The sequence below is a fragment of the Paenibacillus tritici genome, assembly GCF_013204885.1.
GTDB classification, from domain to species: domain Bacteria; phylum Bacillota; class Bacilli; order Paenibacillales; family Paenibacillaceae; genus Paenibacillus_AQ; species Paenibacillus_AQ tritici.
In genome coordinates this window covers 294,335-316,122 of record NZ_JABMKX010000009.1, presented here as the reverse complement: position 1 = coordinate 316,122, position 21,788 = coordinate 294,335, and the positions used below count along the sequence as shown (strand labels likewise).

Here is a 21,788-nt window from a genome sequence, read left to right as displayed (position 1 = left end):
AAGAGTGGATAAGATGAAGTTTATCAAAACCAATCTGGAAGATGTTCTCGTTGTCGAACCGGCGGTCTTTGGAGACCACCGCGGCTGGTTCATGGAGACCTACAGCGAGGCGAAATTTCATGAACAAAACATTAATTATCAGTTTGTTCAGGACAATCAATCCTATTCAGCTGTAAAAGGGACTCTGCGGGGGCTACATTTCCAATTAAACCCTAAGGCACAAACTAAGCTTGTCCGCTGCACAAGGGGGGCCATTTTTGATGTAGCTGTTGATATTCGTCAAGGCAGTCCATCTTACGGCAAATGGTTCGGAATTGAGCTGACCGCCGAGAACAAAAAACAGCTTCTCATTCCAAAAGGGTTCGCCCACGGCTTCATGACACTAACCGAGGATGTTGAGGTACAGTACAAATGCGATGAGCTGTACGCGCCTGAATGCGATGGCGGCATTCTGTGGAATGATCCTGCCATCGCCATTGAATGGCCGATTGATGTTACCCCCGTGCTATCTGCCAAAGATGAAAAAGCTCCGCTTTTAAAGGATGTTACGCATAATTTTGTGTATTAACCAAATAAAATTCTTTAGTTTCATTCAGCAAAAAAAACGTCCCGGCTCTTAGTAGCCTGGGACGTTTTTTCTGTTTTCATCACTTGTTTAAGATACTAATTATCCCCCTACTCTCCAGCCCACCCAAACGACCCCAGCACCCTCTCCAGCGTCGCCTGTTGGCTGGCTGTGGCGTTGGCAGCGTTAAGCGTGACAGTGAGCGTATAGACCACATCGTTTTTGCTGAAAATAATAATCTTCGTGGCCACGGGGATACTGTTCTTGATCTGCTCAATAGTAAGTATCGTGGCTGGCACACCGGCAAAGGCGGTTTCTGCTACGCTTTTCACCTGCGGACCTTTGGGGTCCTTCTTGGTGTTCAGATAATAGCTCTGCAGCTGGCTGAGCGCATACTCCGGCGTAACCTCGGGGCTGGCATAGAGCTGGAAGCGGCCGCCGGTGAAGCGGTATTCGACGGTCTGGCTCTCGAACAGATCCTGAACCGGTGTCCACAGCCGCGGAATATCGATCTTGTAGCCGTAGGCCTTGGAGGTTTTGGTGATTAATTTCGTGCTGAGCAGCGGGTAGTCTTCAACCTCCAGACGTCCGAAATTCTCCTGGGTCTGTGCAAAATCAATATCAATCGAATTCAGCACATCCGTGAACCGCTCTTTGTCGCCTGGCTGACTGGAAGCCGCAACATATTCAAAATAATAACGGTACCCGTTCTTCAGCAGCAGAATCTGATATTCGGTATTCCAGCCGTTGCCCGGATTAAGCCCAAGCTCATTAATCAGTACCGGCTCACCGGAGACCTTGCCTGCTACGCTATCCTTCAAGGTATAGGCTTCGCTCACATAGGTGTCCTGGAGCTGTGACTGCAGCTCCTGATTCCAGCTTGCCAGCGTGGAGCCTGCCGGGGCTGAGCTTACTTTTACCCGCAGATAACTCCCCTGTTTGCCCGTATAATAGAGCTGCTGATCATCTGCACTCCAGTCTGCGGGAACCTTAAGCGCAATGCCGTAGTCGTCGTTGTAAGCCTCGCGCAGGCCGTTGTGGATGGTGGACAGGTCACGGATACTGGAATCGGAAGTGTTAAAAGAGGGCTGAAAAGAGTTCAGCAGCGCCGCATACTTCCCCAGATCTTTATAATTCGCTGCCTTATCATCGGTCAGATAAATCTCATACAGCCTTCCATTCGCATAATATTGCCTGCCTTCCCACAGCGCCCCGCTGGAATCCTTGCTGACCGTCCTGGCGTATGGAGTTGTGGCCTCAGGAACCGTCTCCCGGTCCAGCACAATCTCCCCGCCTTCCTGCGATGACCCCACCAGATTCTCCAGGAGCCCTTCGGGATCTAACGGAACCGCAAGCGGCGAAGCATGCACCTCCAGATAATAATCATTCTCTGCACTCGTAAAAGTCGCTACGCCCTCATCCCCGCCGCTGTCGCCAACAACGAGCCCGGGCGGGTAGTTCATGCTCCATGTCAGGTAACTGTTGCCAATCCGGGTTTTGCCGATATCGCTGTCAATCCCGCCCTGCGTGTCAACGGCTGTTACAGCCAGTGAAGGAGCCAGTGTAACCCGTATGCCCCCGCCGCCTGCCGGAGTAACCCGTGCACCCAGTACCCCGGCAACGAACCTAAGCGGCACCATCAGCACACCGGATACCATCCGCGGAGACGCAGCCAGCTTGATTTTGACGCCATCCTTCCAGGCAGTAGTCCCCCCTATCGTCATTGCACCGGTATGCGGGCCATACATGACCTTCACCACATCTTCTCCTTCCAGGGAGACGGTGCTGCCGAAGGCTTTTTTGAAGATACCCAGCGGTACCATCAGCGTTCCATTCTCGGAAAAAGGCTGCTGAATCGTGACTGGTTCCCCGTTAACAGTTGCCGAGGTACTGCCTGCTTGTATACTTAGCTCCAGCAAAGACCCTTCTGCCGCATAGGCATTCCGTGCCGGAAATAGAGCGAGCAGCACTAATACAGCCAGCATGGCAGACAATAGACGCCGCATCCCCCCCGCTCCCATCCCTGATCCGGCAGCCTTTGCTGCATGTTTACTTTTTGGGCTGATCATCGGCATCCTCCTCCGTATCCACGGCACTCACCAGAGGGTCACCCTGTCCAAGTACAAGGCTTCTGGCAACGATATCGCCCTCGCTCTGCATGAGCAGCTTGACCACCGCCCCTGGCTTGTACCGTTTGAATAATTCATTGACATCCACAAGCGAGGTTACCCGGTGCCCGTCAATCGCATACAGCGCATCTCCGGCGGCAATTCCTGCCTTGCGTGCTTCCGCTGTGACCACCTTCGTAACTGTTAGCGGCTCCTGCCCGGGCAGTCCGACAATCACAGGCCAGCTCTCCTCCAGCTCTACCCCGAGGCTCGGACGCCGTACCTCTCCGTACTGGAGCAGTTGATTCATGATGTACTTCACCGTCTCTGCCGGAATGGCGAAGCCCATGTTCTCCACCCCCACGGCTGCGAACTTCAAGCTGTTGACTCCCAGGATCTCACCCTTCATGCTCACGAGCGGCCCTCCGCTGTTGCCGGGATTGATGGCCGTGTCGCTCTGGATCAGCCGGTAGGCCGCATCCACCGAACGATTAAGACCGCTAATTACGCCCACCGTAGCTGAATTTCTCAGCGTGAACGAGATGGGCGTCCCGATCGCTATGACCTTTTCTCCTACCTGCAGGCTGGCTGAACTACCCGCGAAGGTGGCGGGCTTCAGGGATTTGGCTTTGATTTTGATAAGAGCAAGATCACTGAACTCATCCAGGTATGTATCTGTGATGTTATAGCTTGTCCCATCCGAAGTGACCGCTACCGCATTCTGCAGCCCTTCCATCACATGCGCATTGGTAATGATCCACCCGTCCGCCTTGACGATAATGCCGGAGCCGTGTGTCAGATTGTAACGGTCATCCGGGCCGCTGGCTTCCCCGCCGGCTTTGCCGATAATGCCTACCACAGACGGCGATACCGCGCGGATGATGGACGGAACCGGGTCCGTGGCTGGTTTGCCCCCTTGCTCTTTACTCCTGGGGTTGCCCCCACCTGCTTGTCCAACCTGTATTACATTCACAGATGTCTCTCTGTCTGCCGCTAGTGGCGCTGGCTCCCCGTAGACCGCCCCATGTACAGCACCGGGCACACTTATGAACCCCGACAATGCCAGCAGCAGAACACCCGGCAGAAGCGTACTGCTTCGGGCAATCCCTTTTCTCCTCATCTCCATCGCCCTCTCCCCTTCATCCATGTGAAACCTGTAACTTATATTCTAAAAAAAGACGCCTTTAGGATCGCCGCCGGCGGGTAAAGGTGTCTTTAGTAAGCTGGTGCATCTGAAGTTATGTGTGCCTTACTTAGCTGAACCAATTCATAATCATTGCATAATCGGAGACCACAAAAACCAGCAGGCTCACTACTCCGAAGCCGATCGCAAACTTGTTCTTCTGCGGAGCTTTCAATAGACGGACCACACCGATAAGAATCAGGATGGTGAATACAATCATAAACGCGTCGAAGGTATGAAATTTAGACGGCTCTTGCGCGGCAGCTTCTGCAAGCAGCATGGGCAATCCCTCCCTGAAAGTGTTGTCAAGCAAGTTCCTCTAATCCATATCACCTTCTATGTTATCGTTACCATTTCAGTCACGCAATAGAAATATTTTAAAAACGTTAGTTTTGTCACAAAAAATTTTCAAATGGCCGAATTCAGCTGTGATTCAGGGATATTTCACATTGACGGCTGCTTGTTATCCGGTTATCAAGGAGCTATTCCGCGCAATCTTCACATCACCCGCTGCTATTCATTCAACACAAAATCTTCTCATTGAATCTTACGGGTGACATGCTCTAAATATGCCAGTCTTGCTTGCCTGACGCCAGATTAATTTTTGTCTATATAGATTGCACTTGTGAGTTTTCCGTTCTGGGATTGCCGTGACTCCAGAGAATGTTTGGCCCTCCGGCCGCTGTTGTCCCCAGACTTCTTGATTTGGGACCGCTAATCGCGGTAGAAGTCCGGTGACAAAGGCGGACGCTAACGCTCCTACAGTTCCAAAATTCTCCTCCGTCACTTTTCCCTGTCTGTATATTCTCAAGTACAATCTATATAGGATAATGGTACAATTAATCCTATTCACTACCGGAATGCCTTTTGGAATCAAGAGAACAGGCTACAGGAAGATAGGTGACACTCGCTTGAAATACATCGAATTCGGAATCGGAAATACGTGGTTTGTGCGAACAGAGATGGAACAGCCGGATGGTACAGAGACCGAGGCCAAAGGAATAATCAGACCGGTTAAATTCCGCTCCGTATACCTGAGAGTCTGGATCAGAAGAACGGTATGGATTGCGGATTCCCGGGAAGGCTTCAAAAGAATGCAAAAAACCAGCAGCCGTTTCAAATTCATCCTCGGTATCCGCAGTGAGTTGTAGCAGGTAGCCGATAACAGAAAAAGATGACCAAGTAACCTTTACTGTGGCGTGTGTTTACGCACGGTTCGGATTGCGGAGCGGCGGGTGACAATAAGTGGAATTAGCACATCTAATTTGACGTCACTAGAATATTGATAGGAAGCAGTTGGAAAAACAACACTTAATCGGCTCGATTTCTGCTGAATCGGTAGAGTTCCGTGGATTACATGGACTTTTTCCACCTGCTGACTCGTAACACTCGGTTTCGGCAGTATTAAGTGCCTTATTTCCAACTGCGTCCGCTATCCCCGGTGGCCGGCCACTACTAATCAGGGTTAAGCTTCGTTTCCCCAGCGCATATATGCTTATATTATAAAATAACCCAGGCCCCCTACGAGGGGTCATGGGTTATTTGGGTTATTGAGGTTATTGAGGTTATTTGGGTTACTCGGGTTCTATCTGCTCTTCCTACAGTTACACCGTCTCAGAGGTCTGCAGCTCCAGCTCCATCGCCTGCGTACGTTCTGTATCACGGATCAGGATGGGCTTCAGATACCGGCCCGTGTAGGATTCGCCGACAGTAATCAGCTTCTCCGGCGTTCCGGTGGCAAGGACGGTACCGCCGCCGCTGCCGCCTTCCGGCCCCATGTCAATAATGTAATCGGCTGTCTTGATAACGTCCAGGTTATGCTCAATGACCAGGACGGATTCACCGGAATCCACCAGGCGGTGCAGCACCTCAAGCAGACGGCCAATGTCGTCCACATGCAGGCCGGTTGTTGGCTCATCCAGGATATAAAGGGTCTTACCGGTACTGCGGCGGTACAGCTCGGAAGCCAGCTTCACGCGCTGGGCTTCGCCGCCGGATAAGGTGGTTCCCGGCTGGCCGATGTTGATGTAACCCAGACCCACATCGAGCAAGGTTTGCATTTTGCGGTGAATGCGCGGGATATTCTTGAAGAACTCCGTGGCATCCTCAACGGTCATCTCCAGCACATCGGAGATATTCTTGCCTTTATATTTCACTTCCAGCGTCTCGCGGTTATAACGTTTGCCCTTGCAGACTTCGCAAGGTACGTATACATCCGGCAGGAAGTGCATCTCAATCTTGATGATCCCGTCTCCACGGCAAGCCTCGCAGCGGCCGCCCTTCACATTGAAGCTGAAGCGCCCCTTCTGGAAGCCGCGCACCTTGGCCTCATTGGTCTTGGAGAACAGATCGCGGATATCATCGAATACGCCTGTATACGTAGCCGGATTAGAGCGCGGGGTACGACCGATGGGGGACTGGTCAATTTCGATGACCTTATCCAGATTCTCCAGACCGCGGATTTCTTTGTGCAAGCCCGGACGGACCTTGACCGCCTTATTGAGCTGGCGTGCCAGACTCTTGTATAGAATCTCATTAATGAGCGAAGATTTGCCGGAGCCGGACACTCCGGTTACCGCTGTGAAGACACCAAGCGGAATCTTCACATTCACATTCTTCAGATTATTCTCTTTGGCTCCGCGAATCTCGATCCAGCGTTCATTATCGGTAGGCCGCCGCTTGGCAGTCACCGGAATGAACTTGCGTCCGCTTAGATATTCACCGGTCAGGGAGTTCGCATCCTGCATAATTTCCTGCGGTGTCCCCTGGGCAATCACCTGACCGCCATGTTTACCGGCACCCGGCCCGATATCAATAATGTAATCAGCCGCCATCATCGTATCCTCATCATGCTCAACGACAATCAGCGTATTGCCCAGATCGCGCATATGTCCGAGCGTGGCAATCAGCCGGTCGTTGTCCCGCTGATGCAGACCGATACTCGGCTCGTCCAGAATATAGAGGACACCCATCAGACTAGAGCCGATCTGGGTAGCCAGCCTGATCCGCTGGGCTTCCCCGCCGGATAGCGACCCCGCTGCACGGCTAAGAGTCAGGTAATTCAAGCCCACATTCACCAGGAAGCCGAGCCGGCTGCTGATCTCCTTGAGGATCAGATTGGCGATAGCTGTTTCTTTCTCACTAAGCTTGAGATCTCCGAAGAAGTCCAGACAATCACCAATCGAAAGATCCGTAACATCGGAAACATTCTGCCCGTTAATGGTCACAGCCAGAATTTCCTTTTTGAGCCGTTTGCCTTTACACGAATGGCATGGCTTGGCGCTCATGAAGCCTTCTATGAACTCACGGATGCCTTCAGAGGCCGTATCGCGGTAACGGCGTTCCAGATTCGGAATAATCCCCTCAAAGGCAACGAGGGCGTCTTTGCGCTGGCCGAAGTCATTCTCATACCGGAAGCGGATCTTCTCGCTGCCCGTTCCGTGCAGCAGCTTGGCCATATGCTCCGGCGACAGGCTGCTGACAGGCACATTCTGCGGTATTTTGAAATGCTCACACACTGATTTCAGAAACTGCGGATAGTAGTTGGACGTACTGCCTGTCCAGGCCAGGAACGCCCCTTCCTCAATCGACTTCTCCGTATCCGGGATTAGCAGATCAGGGTCAACGACCATGTTCATCCCGAGCCCGTCACATTCAGGGCAGGCCCCAAATGGGCTGTTGAAGGAGAACATGCGCGGCGCCAGTTCTTCTATGCTGAATCCGCAGACCGGACAAGCGAAGCTTGCACTGAACAAAAGCTCCTCCTGGCCCATCACATCCACCAGAATCTGACCGCCCGACAGCTTCAGTGCGGTCTCCAGGGAATCGGTTAGGCGGGTCGCGATATCTTCCTTAATCACAATCCGGTCCACGACCACTTCGATCGTATGCTTCTTATTCTTCTCCAGGACAATATCTTCCGTTACTTCACGCAGTTCACCGTCCACACGTACACGGACGAAACCTTGCTTCGAGATATCCGTGAACAGACCCTTATGCTCACCCTTGCGGCCGGAAATGACCGGAGCCAGGATCTGCAGGCGGGTCTTCTCCGGGTACTGCATGATCCGGTCAACCATCTGCTCAACGGTCTGTGAGGTGATCTCAATTCCATGATCCGGGCAGTGGGGATGACCGACCCGGGCAAAAAGCAGCCGCAGATAGTCATAGATTTCGGTAACCGTACCTACTGTCGAACGCGGGTTACGGCTCGTAGTCTTCTGGTCAATTGATATCGCCGGGGAGAGTCCTTCAATGGAATCTACATCCGGCTTCTCCATCTGGCCCAGGAACTGGCGGGCATACGCAGACAATGACTCCACATACCGGCGCTGACCTTCCGCATAGATGGTATCGAAGGCCAGGGACGATTTGCCCGAGCCGCTCAGTCCCGTCAGCACGACGAAGCGGTCACGCGGAATCGTTACGTCGATGTTTTTGAGGTTATGGGCCCTTGCGCCCTTAATTACTATACTTTCATGTGCCAACGGTACCTCTCCTTTAAGGGGAATTTAAAATGCAAAAACATTTTGGGAAAATATTTTCGATCCCTCCCAAACCCTCCCTTCCAAGGGAGGGCCCCAAGGGTTGCACCCTCTGGACACCTGCAAACTTGGCGGAAAGAGTTGGGCTGGGTGGATGGACGACTACTGTGGGAATAGGCTCGCTTGCCCCTACGGGACCGCTACACTACCAGTGCAGGATACGGCTCGCTGCCGCTTGCCGATAACGCTGTCCCTGCGGGATACGCGCTAAAAGCTTAACTGCACTCTCTTCCTGCGGGATACGCGCTAAAGGCTTAACTGCACGCTCTCCCTGTGGGATTCGCGCTAAAAGCTTAACTGCACGCTCTCCCTGCGGGATACGTGCTAAAGGCTTAACTGCACGCTGTCCCTACGGGATACGCGCTAAGATCTTAACGGCACGCTGTCCCTGCGGGATACGCGCTAAGGGCTTGAGTGCACGCTGTCCCTTCGGGATACGCAAGTACGTGGCCCTTTATCTTCAAAAAGAACGGCCTAAGAGCGCCGTTCTGTGAATCATTACATTCATCGCCGCCTTACTCTGCCCGCAGCTCAAGCAAGGCATCGCGCAGCTCGGCGGCGCGCTCGAATTGCAGGTTCTTGGCGGCGTCCTTCATCTCCGCCTCCAGACGCTGCATCAGGCTCTGCTTGTCTTTCTTGTTCAGCTTGCCGCCAACGCCGGTAAGGTAATCGGCCTTGGACTCAGCCACCTTCGTCGCCTCGATGATGTCGCGTACCTTCTTGTTAATGGTCGTCGGGGTAATGCCGTGCTGCTCATTATGAGCAATTTGGATCTCACGGCGGCGCTGGGTTTCGCTCATCGCCTTCTCCATGGAATCTGTAATGCGGTCGCCATACAGGATGACACGGCCGTCCGAGTTACGGGCTGCACGGCCAATCGTCTGAATCAGCGAACGCTCGGAGCGGAGGAACCCTTCCTTGTCGGCATCCAGGATAGCGACAAGCGAGACCTCCGGCAGGTCGAGCCCTTCTCTGAGCAGGTTAATCCCGACCAATACATGGAATGTACCCAGCCGCAGATCACGCAGGATTGCCATACGCTCCAGCGTTTTGATGTCCGAGTGCATATAACGCACTTTAATCCCGATTTCCTTAAAGTAATCGGTCAGGTCCTCAGACATCTTCTTCGTAAGCGTTGTAACCAGTACACGCTCATCCCGTTCCACCCGGTCACGGATCTCACTGATCAGATCATCAATCTGCCCCTCGGTAGGGCGCACTTCAATGATCGGGTCAAGCAGACCAGTAGGACGGATAATCTGCTGCACCATAGTATCGCAGTGTTCCATCTCATAAGGTCCCGGTGTAGCGGACACATATATAATCTGGCTCACCTTGTCTTCGAATTCCTCAAATTGCAGCGGCCGGTTATCCAGCGCAGACGGCAGGCGGAACCCGTGCTCCACGAGCACTGTCTTACGCGCACGGTCACCATTATACATCGCCCGGATCTGCGGCAGCGTAGCGTGGGACTCATCAATCACAATCAGCATATCATCCGGGAAATAGTCCATGAGGGTATAGGGAGTGGCGCCCGGCTCACGGAAGGTAAGCGGACCGGAATAGTTCTCGATGCCGGAGCAGAAGCCAACTTCCTTCATCATCTCGATATCATAACGGGTCCGCTGCTCCAGCCGCTGGGCCTCCAGCAGCTTGCCTGCTTCACGCAGTACGGCCAGGCGCTCCTCAAGCTCACGCTCAATATTAACAAGGGCTACACGCATCGTCTCTTCCTGGGTGACAAAGTGGGACGCCGGGAAGATCGCGATATGATCGCGTTCGCCGATCAGTTCACCTGTCAGCACATCTATCTCCGTAATACGTTCTATCTCATCTCCGAACAACTCTACCCGGATCGCATGTTCTCCCTGGGAAGCCGGGAAGATCTCAACCACATCCCCCCGCACACGGAACGTCCCCCGCACGAAGTTGATATCATTACGCTGATACTGGATATCTACGAGCCGGCTCAGAATCTGATTGCGCGGCTTCTCCATCCCTACCCGCAGGGAGAGCAGCAAGCTTCCGTATTCCTTAGGTGAACCGAGGCCATAAATACACGACACACTCGCCACAATAATGACGTCACGGCGTTCGAACAAGGAGCTGGTCGCCGAGTGGCGGAGCTTGTCGATTTCTTCATTTATACTGGAATCTTTCTCAATGTAGGTATCGGAGGAAGGAATGTACGCCTCGGGCTGGTAGTAATCGTAGTAACTGACGAAGTAATCAACCGAATTGCTTGGAAAAAACTCTTTGAACTCACTCGCGAGCTGCGCAGCAAGCGTCTTGTTGTGCGCGATGACCAGCGTCGGGCGGTTCAACTTGGAAATTACTTGTGCGATGGTAAAGGTCTTGCCTGTACCTGTCGCTCCCAGCAGCGTCTGGTGCTTCTTGCCCTGCCGGATGCCGTCCACTAACTCTTCTATGGCATGAGGCTGATCGCCCTGGGGTGTATACTCGGACTCCAGTTCAAAAGTCTTCGTACTGACGACAATATCATTCATTTGCCCGTCTCCCCTCTATCGTCTAGAATATATGAATATATTATAATTTTAACCCTAATGAGCCTTCATCCATACCAAGCTGAAAAATATGGAAGATAGGAATGCACGTTCCCGTTTATTATACAGCGTTGCCCAGACTGTTGCAAACCATAATATATAGAAATTTAAGGAGCCTGAATTTATGGATATCACTTCAATAATCGGCCTGGTGGCCGGGATTGCCGCAATGATCGGCGGTTTTCTGTGGGAAGGCGGAAGCCTGTCCGGCCTGCTGCAGCCGAATGCTGCGCTTATTGTCTTCGGCGGCACCCTGGCCGCTATACTTATCGGCTTCCCGGCCTCCAAGCTCCGCAGTGTACCGGCGGCTCTGCGCCTGGCTTTTGGCAGACAGCCGGACACCAGTCAGGAACAAGCGGAAGAGCTGATCTCCATGGCTACAGTCACGCGGCGCGGCGGGGTACTCGCCCTGGAGAAAAGAGCTGAAGAACATCCCGACACCTTCACCAGAGAAGGGCTGTTTCTGATTGTCGATGGTAATGACCCGGATCAGGTCCGGCAAATCCTGGAGCTTGAAATGGATGCCAAGGAGCTGAAATATGAAGGTTACGCCAAAATTTTTGAAGCGGCCGGCGGCTATGCTCCCACAATGGGGATTATCGGCACCGTTATGGGGCTGATCCGTGTATTAGGCCATTTAACGGACCCTTCCCAGCTGGGTGCCTCCATTGCTGTAGCTTTTACAGCCACGCTCTATGGCGTAGCCAGTGCTAATTTAATCTTTTTACCCATTGCCTCCAAAATTAAATCCCGAAGCCAAAGTGAACTGGGCACCATGGAGATGCTGCTCGTTGGCATCCTGTCCCTGCAGAATGGGGATCACCCGCATCTGGTCCGCAAAAAACTGGCTCCCTTCATTTCAGATACCGCCCCCAAACGCAGCAGCAATAGCCCGGAGGAACCGCTATGAGACAAAGAAACCGCAGACAGCCCCGCGCCGCAGGCAAGGAGAGTCGGGACCGCTGGATGATTACCTATGCGGATCTGATTACGCTTCTGCTCATTTTCTTCGTGATTCTGTATGCCATGAGCAGTCTGGATTCGCAAAAGTATGCGCTTGTCTCCGGTTCCTTATCGGATACATTCAAGAGTGGCGGTTCTGTGCTGGAGGGCGGTAATGGAGTTCTGGACGGCAATAAGGGGAACAGCGGCCAGGCCGTCCCGAACGGACAGGAAGATAACGGCGGAACGCAAGGAGCGGTTTCCGGGGGCGATGGGGGCGGAAGCACCACAGACTCCGGGGGCAGCCCCGGCAATGGCACCAGCACCGGTACATCCGGGCAAAACAGTGACACTGCCGGACACCAGCCGTCTGCGCGTGAGCTGGCTTTTCGTGAACAGGAAGCGAAGCTGGCGGCTCTAATGGGAGTCATCACCGAATATGTGGAGGAGAATAACCTCGGGGAACAGATCTTTGTGGCAGACAAGCCGCAGGGCATTGCGATCACGCTTAGTGACCGGTTCCTCTTCGATGCGGGCCAAGCCGAGCTGAAATCGCCTGCCTTCCCTGCACTGCGTCAGCTCTCCGGCCTGTTCCGGGGCATCGGCGCCACGGTCAGCATCGAAGGACATACCGATAATGTTCCGGTAACCCTTGGATCGGTCTACACCGACAATTGGGATCTATCCGGCGCCCGCGCACTGTCTGTGCTGCGCTTCTTCCTGGACAACGAGGGGCTTAGCCCCGATACGTTCCAGTACGCCGGTTACGCCGATACCAGACCTGCCTACGATAATACAACCGCCGAAGGACGGCAGAAGAACCGCCGGGTTGAACTGATTGTTCTGCGGCAGCTTCAGGAGGAAGAATAGCACGTAACTGCGCGCGAATCAGCTCAAATACCGGCAGGCGACAGGAGCATATATCCATTTGCTAATATAAGGAGATAGACCGCTATGCAGGATACAAACGGAGCGGCACCGGAGGCCGCAGGTTTTTTCAGGTTTTTGCGGCTGGCAGTTTCTCTGATCACGATCATTATTGCCCAGGGGATGCTTACCCTCTTTGTCGGATTTTTTGCCGCCTTCATGCAGTTCTTCTCCTCCGGTTACTTCTGGGGAGACCTGGCCCGCGTCTATCCGCTGGACAAGCTGATTGCAATTGGCGCTGATTACCTTATTGCCGGAGCTATCTTCGCCCTGGCCTGGTTTGGGGTCTGGTGGATGCTCTACGGCCTGTCCGGGAATGGGCGTATCCGCTGTTTCCCCCTGCTTCTGCTGAGCGCGTATTCGACGTTTCTTCTCCTCTTTTTACAGGTCAATCCGGTTTATAACCCCGACGCCATGATCCCCAGCTCTGCCGGGGAAGCAACATTTATCGTTTGTATGGGGATGTCTGCCGCCGTGCTTTTTCCGTTTTATTCAGCCGGAGTGTATTATTTCGTGCTCAAGCCCGCCACCCGTCCGCAAAAAAGTTACCGTTTCCTGCTGCTGTGCTCTGTATTTTCCGTTGCGGGCCTGGCTCTTCTGCCCTTCCTGTGGCATCTGGCTCCAAACATTTATCCGGGGCTGCTTGGCTTTCCAGAATGATATAAAGACGCAAAAAGACAGACCTCTCACATTAGTGACATCTAATGTAATAAGAGAAGCCTGTCGTATCCAGCCGTTCAGCAACTAAGCTGAACCTTATTCCCCAACCAATTCCTTATAAGCAGCCGCGTCCAGCAGACCGGAAGCCGCCTCGGCGAACTCACCGTCAAGCTCCAGCTCAAAAATCCATCCGCCGCCGTATGGCTGGTCGTTGATCAGCTCCGGGCTGGTCTCCAGGGCGTCATTGATCTTGGTGACCGTCCCCGATACCGGTGAATACAGCTCCGATACTGTCTTCACGGATTCAATGCTGCCTACACTATCGCCTGCGGAGATCGCTGCCCCGACTTCCGGAAATTCTACAAACACGATGTCGCCGAGCAGATGCTGCGCATGATCCGTAATGCCTACACGTACTACGCGTCCCTCACCCTGCTGTGCCCATTCATGCTCTTCGCTGTATACCAGGTTGTCCAGCACTTCACTCATTTACAAGCCGCCTCTTTTCCACATTTGGAGTTCTAAATTTAGTTATAGCCTAATTTATTGACTTGCCTAATGTCAATATAACTGACAGTAAAATTTAATTTGTCAACTTTTTGACGTTTTTTGATTGACAGTATGGAGGGTTACCCGGTTTAATGGAGTCAGTAGAATATCATATCGTTTGCGAATGATGGCATAGGGAGAGACTGTCTCACAGGAAGACAGCGCCGAAGGAGTAAGCCCGGGATGGGTGAATCTCTCAGGCAAAAGGACCTTTGCCGGACGCATCTCTGGAGAGCATCCAGGCCTGCCGCGCAGGTCTCACGGATCACCAACGGGGAAACCTGCGCGTTACTGCAGGGTAACTCTCAGGTACAAAGGACAGAGCGAAAGTTCATTTATGCGTGTATGCATAATGGCTTTCGCCTGTCCTTTTTTGTATATAAACAGACCAAGGGAGTGACGAGATGGAGTCTTTGAGAAGAACGCCTTTTTATGACCTCTATTCCGCCTATGCGGAGTCCAGATGCATTGATTTCGGCGGCTGGGAGCTGCCGGTGCAGTTCACAGGAATCGTTAAGGAGCATGAAGCCGTCCGTGAACGCGCCGGATTGTTCGATGTATCCCACATGGGAGAATTCATGGTTACCGGCAGCGGCTCCGAGGCCTTCCTGCAGCTCATGACCACCAATGATGTCAGCCGCCTGGAGGACGGCGCAGCGCAGTATACGCTTATGCTCTATCCGGGCGGCGGAGTGGTTGACGATCTGCTCGTGTACCGGCTGGGCGAGGAGCGTTACATGCTTGTTGTCAATGCCTCCAATATCGACAAGGACTTCCAGTGGCTGCAGGAGCATCTCACACCTGAGTTCAGCGGTGTCAGCCTGAAAAACGTCTCTGACGAGACCCTGCTGCTCGCGCTGCAAGGACCGCTGGCGGAGACTATTCTTGCCCAGGTCACGCAGGTCCCGCTCCCGGAGCTTAAGCCCTTCCACTTCATCGAGCAAGCTGAGGTCTGCGGTGTAACTGTCCTGCTCTCCCGCACCGGGTATACCGGCGAAGACGGCTTCGAGCTGTACGCTCCCGCAGATACAGCGGCTGCTCTCTGGAACGGCCTGCTCGAGGCAGGCGCTCCGCATGGCCTGACTCCTGCCGGACTCGGCGCACGCGACACGCTGCGTTTCGAGGCCAAGCTGCCGCTGTACGGCCAGGAGCTGTCAGCGGATATCACTCCGCTCGAAGCCGGTGTCCAGTTCTTCGTGAAGCTGGACAAAGCTGATTTTATCGGCCGCGATGCCCTGCTGAAGCAGAAGGAAGCCGGCCTGCCGCGCCGCCTGGTAGGTCTTGAGATGATCGACCGCGGTATCCCCCGCTCCCACTATCCCGTGTATGCGGACGGAGTGAAGATCGGTGAAGTCACAACCGGCACCCAATCCCCGACACTGAAACGGAATCTCGGACTCGCCCTGCTGGATGCTGCCTATACGGAGACCGGCACAGAGGTGTATGTGGAGATCCGCGGCAAGCAGCTTAAGGCTGTTGTCATCAAAGCCCCGTTCTACAAAAAGAGCCAAGGAGTGAAGCCCCAATGAAGCACCGCTATCTGCCCATGACGGAGCAAGACCGTGCAGAAATGATGGAAACCGTAGGCATTCAGTCCATCGACGAGCTGTTCGCCGATATTCCGCAGTCTGTCCGCTACCAGGGAACAATGCCGATGTCCGGCGCTCTGGACGAATACGCACTGCTTCGCCATATGAAGGGCCTGGCTGACAAGAATGCCGACTTCGACACCCACACCAGCTTCCTGGGCGCCGGATTGTACGACCACCACGTTCCGGTCGTCATCAACCATGTAATTTCCCGTTCGGAATTCTATACTGCCTACACTCCTTACCAGCCGGAGATCAGCCAGGGCGAACTTCAGGCGATCTTTGAATTCCAGTCCTATATCTGTGAGCTGACCGGCATGAAGGTTGCCAATGCCAGTATGTATGACGGCGCAACCGCCTTCTCCGAAGCAGCAGTGCTGGCCGCCGGAGCTACCAAACGCAAGAAGCTGATTGTCTCCCGCACGGTGCATCCTGAAGCACGGCAGGTGCTGCGCACCTCCGCCAATGCCTGGGGCCTGCAAATTGTAGAGATCGACTATGCAGATGGTGTGACGGACCTCGCACAGCTGGCCGCCGCAATCGACGGTGATACCGCCGCCGTTCTGGTTCAGTCCCCCAACTTCTTCGGCGGCATTGAGGATCTGCGCGGGATCGAACCGCTGATCCATGCGGTCAAGGGACTGCTTGTCGTCAGCGCGAATCCGATTGCGCTGGGCGTACTGGAATCGCCCGGACGGCTTGGCGCCGACATCGTCGTCGGCGACGCGCAGCCGCTCGGTATTGCCGCTTCGCTCGGCGGTCCGACCTGCGGATTCTTCGCCGTTGCCGAGCCGTTAATGCGCCGGATGCCGGGCCGTATCGTCGGCCAGACCGTTGACCGTAACGGTAAGCGCGGCTTCGTCTTGACCCTTCAGGCGCGGGAGCAGCATATCCGCCGCGAGAAGGCGACCTCGAATATCTGCTCCAACCAGGCGCTGCTGGCGCTGTGCGCCTCTGTCTACTTATCCGTGATGGGCAAAGAGGGGATGCGTGAGGTTGGCGAGCTGAACATCCGCAAGAGTCATTACGCCGCCGGCAGGCTGGCTGCCATTGCCGGGGCAGAGCGCGTCTTCAGCGCCCCGTTCTTCAATGAATTTGTACTGAAGCTGCCGGAAGGCAGCAGTGTGAGTGCGGTGAACTCCAAGCTGCTGAAGGAAGGCTATCTCGGCGGATATGACTTAAGCCGGGATTACCCCGAGCTGGCCGGACATATGCTGGTTGCCGTAACGGAGAAACGAAGCAAGACCGAAATTGACGAATTCGCAAGCGCACTGGAGGGCTGTCTATGAAACCGGAACAAAGTCTGATCTTCGAATTAAGCCGTCCCGGCCGTTCGGCCTACTCTTTGCCGCTGTGTGATGTGCCGCAGGACGAGGGCCTTGGCTCACTCATTCCTGAAGGGCTGCTGCGCAGCGAACCTGTACTGCTGCCGGAGGTCTCTGAAGTGGATGTCATCCGCCACTATACCTCCCTGTCGCGCCGCAACTTCGGCGTCGATAACGGCTTCTATCCGCTCGGCTCCTGCACGATGAAGTATAACCCGAAAATTAACGAAGATGTCGCCCGCTTCCCCGGCCTGTCCAAGATCCACCCGTACCAGCCGGAAGAGAGCATTCAGGGTGCGCTTGAATTGATGTACACGCTGCAAAAGGATCTCGCCGGACTGACCGGCATGGATGCCGTATCCCTTCAGCCTGCTGCCGGAGCCCATGGCGAATGGACCGGCCTGATGATGATCCGCGCCTATCACGAGAGCCGCGGCGAAGTCCGCTCCAAGGTGATCGTGCCGGATTCCTCACACGGGACTAACCCCGCCAGCGCCGCAGCGGCCGGACTCGACACCGTGACCATCCCCTCTAACGACAAGGGAATGGTCGATCTTGAAGCGCTGAAGGCCGCTGTCGGCAGCGACACCGCTGCGCTGATGCTGACGAACCCGAGCACGCTCGGACTCTTCGAGACGCAGATCGTAGAAATCGCGGCCATTGTGCATGAAGCAGGCGGTCTGCTCTATTACGATGGAGCGAACTCCAACGCGATTATGGGCATTACCCGCCCGGGCGATATGGGCTTCGATGTGGTCCATCTCAACCTGCACAAGACGATGAGTACGCCGCACGGCGGCGGGGGTCCGGGAGCCGGACCGGTTGGCGTGAAGGCGAAGCTGATTCCGTTCCTGCCGCAGCCAACCGTGGCGCAGAACGAAGACGGCAGCTTCTCGCTCGACTGCGGCGGGCCGGAATCCATCGGCCGCGTCAAAGCCTTTTACGGCAACTTCGGCATTCTCGTCCGTGCTTATGCCTATATCCGCACCTACGGGCCGGACGGCCTGCGCGAGGTCTCCGAGAATGCGGTGCTGAACGCCAACTATATGATGCACCGGCTGGCCCCTTACTTCGAGATTCCCTTCCCGGGGGTCTGCAAGCATGAATTCGTCATGTCCGGCAGACGCCTTAAGCAATACGGCGTGCGCACCCTGGATGTAGCCAAACGGCTGCTCGACTTCGGTTATCATCCGCCGACGGTCTACTTCCCGCTGACCGTAGAGGAATGTATGATGATTGAGCCGACCGAGACCGAGAGCAAGGAGACGCTCGACGGCTTCATTGAGACGATGATCCGGATTGTCAAGGAAGCCGAGGAGACACCAGAGATCGTGATCAATGCACCGCACACCACAGAGATCAGCCGGCTGGATGAGACGCAGGCTGCGCGTAAGCCGGTACTGAACTGCTCCTGCGGATAAACCTTCAATAATAGACATACACCGCTGCACCACCCTTATTTTAAAATAGCCGGGCAAGTGATACGTCAGTATCGCTGCCCGGCTATTCTGTATGTACCGCGGATATGGAGAGGCGGCGTCTACGGCGTAAGCCGTTTGACGAACTGAAAGCGGTCATTCACCCGCATTTTACTGTAAATGCTCTTCAGCATATTGCGCACCGTGCCTTCACTGATCCCCAGGTCGCTCCCGATGTGCAGCGCGCTTTTCTCAAGCAGCCATAGCCGTGCCACCTCCTGCTCCCGTGCGGTCAGCTTATATGCCTGTAAAGTGGCTTCGAGCCGGTACTGCTGCATCTCCGGGTTCTTCTCCATCCACTTCCCCATCACATTCTCGGCAATCTGCTGCACGAAGGGTATGGCGAATTCAATCGGCTCTACTCTATTAAACGAAATATCGACATACCCGTAGACAGTATTATGATCCTGCAGCGGTGCGCATACGCAGTTCCAGTTCCGGAAGGCCTGATCCGAATGCTCCGCTCCCCGCACGACCCCGATGCACTTCATCTCCATGGCCAGCGATACGGCATTCATTCCCGCCCGCTCTCTGCATAAGCTGACCCCCGGCCGCAGTTCCGCCTGCTCCATCTCCGTCCGGGTATCCGGGGAAGAGTAGACCAGCTCCAGAATAGTGCCTGCCTTGTCCGTCAAAAACACGACATAAGGAATCGAGAGCAGCTGGCTTAACTTATTCATTTCACTTCGGATCGAAGCAATCATAGCCCGATGATAGATATGCTCTTTGGATTCTGCAGAAGAACCCGCCCCGGACACCGTGCCATGCACATCTGCTTGAGCTGCCTCCAGCGGCCGGAAGGCTTCAAGCTCGCTTGCTTCCAAATCTCCAGGCATACTCCATGCTCTCGGTCGATCAAAGACTCTCACGTCGATCCCCTCCATATTTACCATTTCCTATATATCCGATTTTAAAAGAAAGCATTATAACATACAATCACGGAATAATGAACATTCACTGTTGGACCTGTAAAAGCCCGCGTAAGCGCTGTAAAATGTAGAAATCTGTAACCCATTCAACCAAAATTCCGGGAGGTTCGACATGCTTCGCATCGGTTATCTATCGGCTGCTCTGAATCTGGCCACCGCCATCGTATCTTTCCTGCGCTTCGGCAGCAATGAGGCCCTGCTGATCATGGCCGGCTATACCCTTCTCATTCTTGCGGGATACCGGCTGCTGCGGAACCAAGGGGTGCTTACCCTAATCCCTCTGCTCACCTTCAGCTGTTTCTTCCTCATATACAACGTGATCTATGTATTTTTGAAGCAGCTGCACCTCATTGATCTGTATGCAGTTGACTGGAGACTTGAGGTTCAGCTCGCCTTGCCCCTGCTGCTGGGGTTCGCCGTTAAGTCCTTCCTTAAGCGAAGCGGCAAATCCCGGTTCGTGTAGGCCGCCGGGGGATGCCGTTTTTTCACATTCGACCTAAAACGATAGTATTCGACATTCCCATAGTGATATATTTATTCCTACGTCTTTTACCTTTTACATAGGAGGGTTAGCCTTGAGTATGATTGAAGCCAGAGGGCTGAGCAAGTCCTTCATGCAGGCTGTGAAGGAACCGGGCCTCAAGGGGGCGGTGAAGCATCTGTTCGTGCCCCGGCATATCGAGAAAGTAGCGGTGAAGCCGCTGGATCTGAGGATCGAAGCAGGCGAGACGGTTGCCTATGTGGGTCCGAATGGCGCCGGTAAATCGACCACCATCAAGATGCTGACCGGCATTCTGATGCCTTCCTCCGGCAGCGTTTCTGTAAACGGTATCAATCCGTACAAAAGAAGAATGGAGAATGCCGCCCAGATCGGCGCAGTATTCGGGCAGCGTACCCAGCTGTGGTGGGATATTCCGATTGCCGAGTCTTTCTCGCTGCTGAAGGATATCTATCAGATTCCCGATGCCCTCTATAAGAAGAATATGGACCTGTTCACAGACATGCTGGGGATGGGTGAGTTCATTCACCTGTCGGCGCGGAAGCTCTCCCTGGGTCAGCGGATGCGTGCCGATCTGGCCGCAGCCCTGCTGCACAACCCGCCGATTCTGTATCTCGATGAGCCGACGATTGGCCTCGACGTATCCGTGAAGCAGAAGATCCGCGGATTCATTAGACAGATCAATCAGGAGCAGAAGACTACTGTGATGCTGACGACTCATGATTTGGGCGACATTGAGGACCTGTGCAAACGGCTGGTGATCATTGATCACGGGGCAATTATTTATGACGGCACCCTGAGCGAAGTCAAAGCCCGTTTTGCCAAAAACCGCGTCATCTTCTTCCAGGCCGGATCGCCTATGCCGGAATTACTTGCGCAGCTCGCCCTGACGCCCGGCATGAAGCTTGAAGAGCAGAGCGCGCTGGAGTTCTCCGTCTCTTTTGACAGATATGAATATACCGCCAGTGAGGTAGTTAGCCGGGTGATGAGACATGGTGAAGTGATCGACTTCCGCATGGAGGACACCCATATTGAGCAGGTCATCAAGGCTGTCTATGACGGCCATCTGGACCTGAACGGAACCGGGGAATAAGGAGGAATGCACACCGTGATGACAGCAGCCCCGCTTAAAAAATACCGCAGCATCGCCAATCGCTCCCTGCAAAATGTGATGGCCTACCGGAACTCTTATATCATTAATGTGCTGGCGAATTCTATCAATCTGGTCGCTATCTTTTTTCTCTGGCAGGGGATCTACGGCGGGCGCGGGGTGGTTGGCGGCTACTCCTGGGATCAGATGAAAACCTATCTGCTGGTGACCTTCCTGGCCAATTCCGTATTGTCCTGGTATTCCGAGACCGCCATCTCCATCAAAATCCTTGACGGCAGCGTCGCGATGGACCTGCTGAAGCCGGTTGATTTCCAGACCGCCAGATTCGCAGAGACCTTGGGCGCAAGCCTGCTGGAAGGCGCAATGAGTACGGTCCTGCTGATCCTGTTCGCCACGTTCCTTACCGGAGTCACCTTTCCCCATTCGTTGATCGTCTACCTGCTGTTCGCGGTCAGTTTGCTCTGCGCAGTGGTGGTCAAATTCGGCGTCGTCTATCTGGCGGCTCTATTATGCTTCTGGTCTACCGGATCACTGGGTATTGTCTGGACCCGGATTGCGCTCACCAACCTCCTGTCCGGCGCTCTGGTGCCGCTGGCTTTCTTCCCGGACTGGCTGGAGAAGCTGGCCCTGCTGCTGCCCTTCCAGGCTATTATTCACACACCGACGATGATCTTTCTGCAGCAGGCAGATACCGGGGAGAGTCTGCGGCTGATCGGCCTTCAGCTCCTGTGGGGAGCGGCGCTCTGGATCGCCGGCAAAGCCATGTGGAACTGGGCGGTCCGGCAGGTGACCATTCATGGAGGCTAAGGCAGAGG

The 21,788-nt window shown here is 54.3% G+C and carries 18 protein-coding genes and 2 riboswitches; of the genes, 11 read left to right on the top strand and 7 right to left on the bottom strand.

The genetic code is table 11. The annotated features are described in order from the left end of the window. Window positions 1-13 precede the first annotated feature (13 nt). Window positions 14-568, top strand: coding sequence for a dTDP-4-dehydrorhamnose 3,5-epimerase (gene rfbC / locus HQN87_RS18140; protein ID WP_173136278.1), 555 nt, complete (start codon window positions 14-16; stop codon window positions 566-568). A gap of 107 nt (window positions 569-675) precedes the next feature. Here the strand turns inward: rfbC and HQN87_RS18135 are convergent, their stop codons facing one another. The 3 genes from HQN87_RS18135 to HQN87_RS18125 all read right to left on the bottom strand — a co-directional run bounded on the left by HQN87_RS18135 (window position 676) and on the right by HQN87_RS18125 (window position 4,136). Further along, entirely contained in the window at window positions 676-2,634 is a 1,959-nt protein-coding gene (locus tag HQN87_RS18135; RefSeq protein ID WP_173136276.1) for a copper amine oxidase N-terminal domain-containing protein, read from the bottom strand. After that, window positions 2,615-3,793, bottom strand: a complete 1,179-nt coding sequence (locus tag HQN87_RS18130; RefSeq protein WP_173136396.1) for a S1C family serine protease — start codon at window positions 3,791-3,793, stop codon at window positions 2,615-2,617. The genes HQN87_RS18135 and HQN87_RS18130 overlap by 20 nt, the downstream gene beginning before the upstream one ends. A gap of 133 nt (window positions 3,794-3,926) precedes the next feature. Beyond that, a complete protein-coding gene (locus HQN87_RS18125) occupies window positions 3,927-4,136 on the bottom strand; it encodes a DUF2759 family protein (RefSeq protein ID WP_173136273.1) in 210 nt (69 codons plus the stop codon). Window positions 4,137-4,767: 631 nt separating this feature from the next. Between HQN87_RS18125 and HQN87_RS18120 the strand changes: the two genes are divergently transcribed. Further along, entirely contained in the window at window positions 4,768-5,007 is a 240-nt protein-coding gene (locus HQN87_RS18120; protein WP_173136271.1) for a DUF3977 family protein, read from the top strand. Between the two features lie 453 nt (window positions 5,008-5,460). Here the strand turns inward: HQN87_RS18120 and uvrA are convergent, their stop codons facing one another. Beyond that, window positions 5,461-8,343 carry an excinuclease ABC subunit UvrA gene (uvrA, locus tag HQN87_RS18115; RefSeq protein ID WP_173136269.1) on the bottom strand — a complete coding sequence of 961 codons (2,883 nt, stop codon included), beginning with the start codon at window positions 8,341-8,343 and terminating at the stop codon, window positions 5,461-5,463. Between the two features lie 572 nt (window positions 8,344-8,915). Further along, complete coding sequence (gene uvrB / locus HQN87_RS18110; protein ID WP_173136267.1) at window positions 8,916-10,907, bottom strand: excinuclease ABC subunit UvrB; 1,992 nt, start codon at window positions 10,905-10,907, stop codon at window positions 8,916-8,918. 181 nt (window positions 10,908-11,088) lie between these two features. Here uvrB and HQN87_RS18105 point away from each other — a divergent pair, with 181 nt between their 5' ends. The 3 genes from HQN87_RS18105 (at window position 11,089) to HQN87_RS18095 (ending at window position 13,493) form a co-directional block, all read left to right on the top strand. Next, the gene (locus HQN87_RS18105) at window positions 11,089-11,874 is read left to right on the top strand and encodes a flagellar motor protein (protein ID WP_173136265.1); all 786 of its coding nucleotides are present in this window, start codon (window positions 11,089-11,091) and stop codon (window positions 11,872-11,874) included. Beyond that, window positions 11,871-12,776: a flagellar motor protein MotB gene (locus tag HQN87_RS18100; protein ID WP_173136263.1), complete on the top strand. Its 906-nt coding sequence runs from the start codon at window positions 11,871-11,873 to the stop codon at window positions 12,774-12,776. The genes HQN87_RS18105 and HQN87_RS18100 overlap by 4 nt, the downstream gene beginning before the upstream one ends. Window positions 12,777-12,860: 84 nt before the next feature. Then, window positions 12,861-13,493, top strand: coding sequence for a hypothetical protein (locus HQN87_RS18095; RefSeq protein ID WP_173136261.1), 633 nt, complete (start codon window positions 12,861-12,863; stop codon window positions 13,491-13,493). Window positions 13,494-13,589: 96 nt separating this feature from the next. Here the strand turns inward: HQN87_RS18095 and gcvH are convergent, their stop codons facing one another. Continuing rightward, window positions 13,590-13,982 (bottom strand): glycine cleavage system protein GcvH, encoded by a 393-nt coding sequence (gene gcvH, locus HQN87_RS18090; RefSeq protein ID WP_173136259.1) that lies wholly within the window; start codon window positions 13,980-13,982, stop codon window positions 13,590-13,592. Window positions 13,983-14,166: 184 nt separating this feature from the next. Beyond that, window positions 14,167-14,264, top strand: a riboswitch (glycine riboswitch). A gap of 3 nt (window positions 14,265-14,267) precedes the next feature. After that, a riboswitch (glycine riboswitch) is annotated at window positions 14,268-14,366 on the top strand. Window positions 14,367-14,446: 80 nt separating this feature from the next. Here gcvH and gcvT point away from each other — a divergent pair. The 3 genes from gcvT to gcvPB are packed head-to-tail and all read left to right on the top strand — an operon-like array spanning window position 14,447 to window position 18,377. After that, a complete protein-coding gene (gcvT, locus tag HQN87_RS18085; protein WP_173136257.1) occupies window positions 14,447-15,571 on the top strand; it encodes a glycine cleavage system aminomethyltransferase GcvT in 1,125 nt (374 codons plus the stop codon). After that, a complete protein-coding gene (gcvPA, locus tag HQN87_RS18080; RefSeq protein WP_173136255.1) occupies window positions 15,568-16,920 on the top strand; it encodes an aminomethyl-transferring glycine dehydrogenase subunit GcvPA in 1,353 nt (450 codons plus the stop codon). Before gcvT ends, gcvPA begins: the two co-directional genes overlap by 4 nt. After that, window positions 16,917-18,377, top strand: coding sequence for an aminomethyl-transferring glycine dehydrogenase subunit GcvPB (gcvPB, locus tag HQN87_RS18075; protein ID WP_173136253.1), 1,461 nt, complete (start codon window positions 16,917-16,919; stop codon window positions 18,375-18,377). The genes gcvPA and gcvPB overlap by 4 nt, the downstream gene beginning before the upstream one ends. A gap of 119 nt (window positions 18,378-18,496) precedes the next feature. On the opposite strand, the gene HQN87_RS33035 is transcribed toward gcvPB, so the two are convergent. Then, entirely contained in the window at window positions 18,497-19,303 is an 807-nt protein-coding gene (locus tag HQN87_RS33035; RefSeq protein ID WP_173136251.1) for a helix-turn-helix transcriptional regulator, read from the bottom strand. Between the two features lie 172 nt (window positions 19,304-19,475). On the opposite strand from HQN87_RS33035, the gene HQN87_RS18065 reads away from it, so the two are divergent. The 3 genes from HQN87_RS18065 to HQN87_RS18055 all read left to right on the top strand — a co-directional run bounded on the left by HQN87_RS18065 (window position 19,476) and on the right by HQN87_RS18055 (window position 21,780). Next, the gene (locus HQN87_RS18065) at window positions 19,476-19,826 is read left to right on the top strand and encodes a hypothetical protein (protein ID WP_173136249.1); all 351 of its coding nucleotides are present in this window, start codon (window positions 19,476-19,478) and stop codon (window positions 19,824-19,826) included. Between the two features lie 118 nt (window positions 19,827-19,944). Beyond that, on the top strand, window positions 19,945-20,955 hold the full coding sequence (locus HQN87_RS18060; RefSeq protein ID WP_367272749.1) for an ABC transporter ATP-binding protein: 1,011 nt from the start codon (window positions 19,945-19,947) through the stop codon (window positions 20,953-20,955). Between the two features lie 18 nt (window positions 20,956-20,973). After that, window positions 20,974-21,780: an ABC transporter permease gene (locus tag HQN87_RS18055; protein WP_173136395.1), complete on the top strand. Its 807-nt coding sequence runs from the start codon at window positions 20,974-20,976 to the stop codon at window positions 21,778-21,780. The last annotated feature ends 8 nt before the right edge of the window (window positions 21,781-21,788 follow it).

Coding starts and splice junctions, on each gene's coding strand:
- HQN87_RS18130 (WP_173136396.1), bottom strand. CDS start 3,793: ATGAGGAGAAAAGGGATTGCCCGAAGCAGTACGCTTCTGCCGGGTGTT.
- HQN87_RS18135 (WP_173136276.1), bottom strand. CDS start 2,634: ATGATCAGCCCAAAAAGTAAACATGCAGCAAAGGCTGCCGGATCAGGG.
- HQN87_RS18105 (WP_173136265.1), top strand. CDS start 11,089: ATGGATATCACTTCAATAATCGGCCTGGTGGCCGGGATTGCCGCAATG.
- HQN87_RS18055 (WP_173136395.1), top strand. CDS start 20,974: ATGACAGCAGCCCCGCTTAAAAAATACCGCAGCATCGCCAATCGCTCC.
- HQN87_RS18065 (WP_173136249.1), top strand. CDS start 19,476: ATGCTTCGCATCGGTTATCTATCGGCTGCTCTGAATCTGGCCACCGCC.
- HQN87_RS18095 (WP_173136261.1), top strand. CDS start 12,861: ATGCAGGATACAAACGGAGCGGCACCGGAGGCCGCAGGTTTTTTCAGG.
- rfbC (WP_173136278.1), top strand. CDS start 14: ATGAAGTTTATCAAAACCAATCTGGAAGATGTTCTCGTTGTCGAACCG.
- gcvPA (WP_173136255.1), top strand. CDS start 15,568: ATGAAGCACCGCTATCTGCCCATGACGGAGCAAGACCGTGCAGAAATG.
- gcvH (WP_173136259.1), bottom strand. CDS start 13,982: ATGAGTGAAGTGCTGGACAACCTGGTATACAGCGAAGAGCATGAATGG.
- HQN87_RS18125 (WP_173136273.1), bottom strand. CDS start 4,136: ATGCTGCTTGCAGAAGCTGCCGCGCAAGAGCCGTCTAAATTTCATACC.
- HQN87_RS18100 (WP_173136263.1), top strand. CDS start 11,871: ATGAGACAAAGAAACCGCAGACAGCCCCGCGCCGCAGGCAAGGAGAGT.
- HQN87_RS18060 (WP_367272749.1), top strand. CDS start 19,945: ATGATTGAAGCCAGAGGGCTGAGCAAGTCCTTCATGCAGGCTGTGAAG.
- uvrB (WP_173136267.1), bottom strand. CDS start 10,907: ATGAATGATATTGTCGTCAGTACGAAGACTTTTGAACTGGAGTCCGAG.
- gcvPB (WP_173136253.1), top strand. CDS start 16,917: ATGAAACCGGAACAAAGTCTGATCTTCGAATTAAGCCGTCCCGGCCGT.
- gcvT (WP_173136257.1), top strand. CDS start 14,447: ATGGAGTCTTTGAGAAGAACGCCTTTTTATGACCTCTATTCCGCCTAT.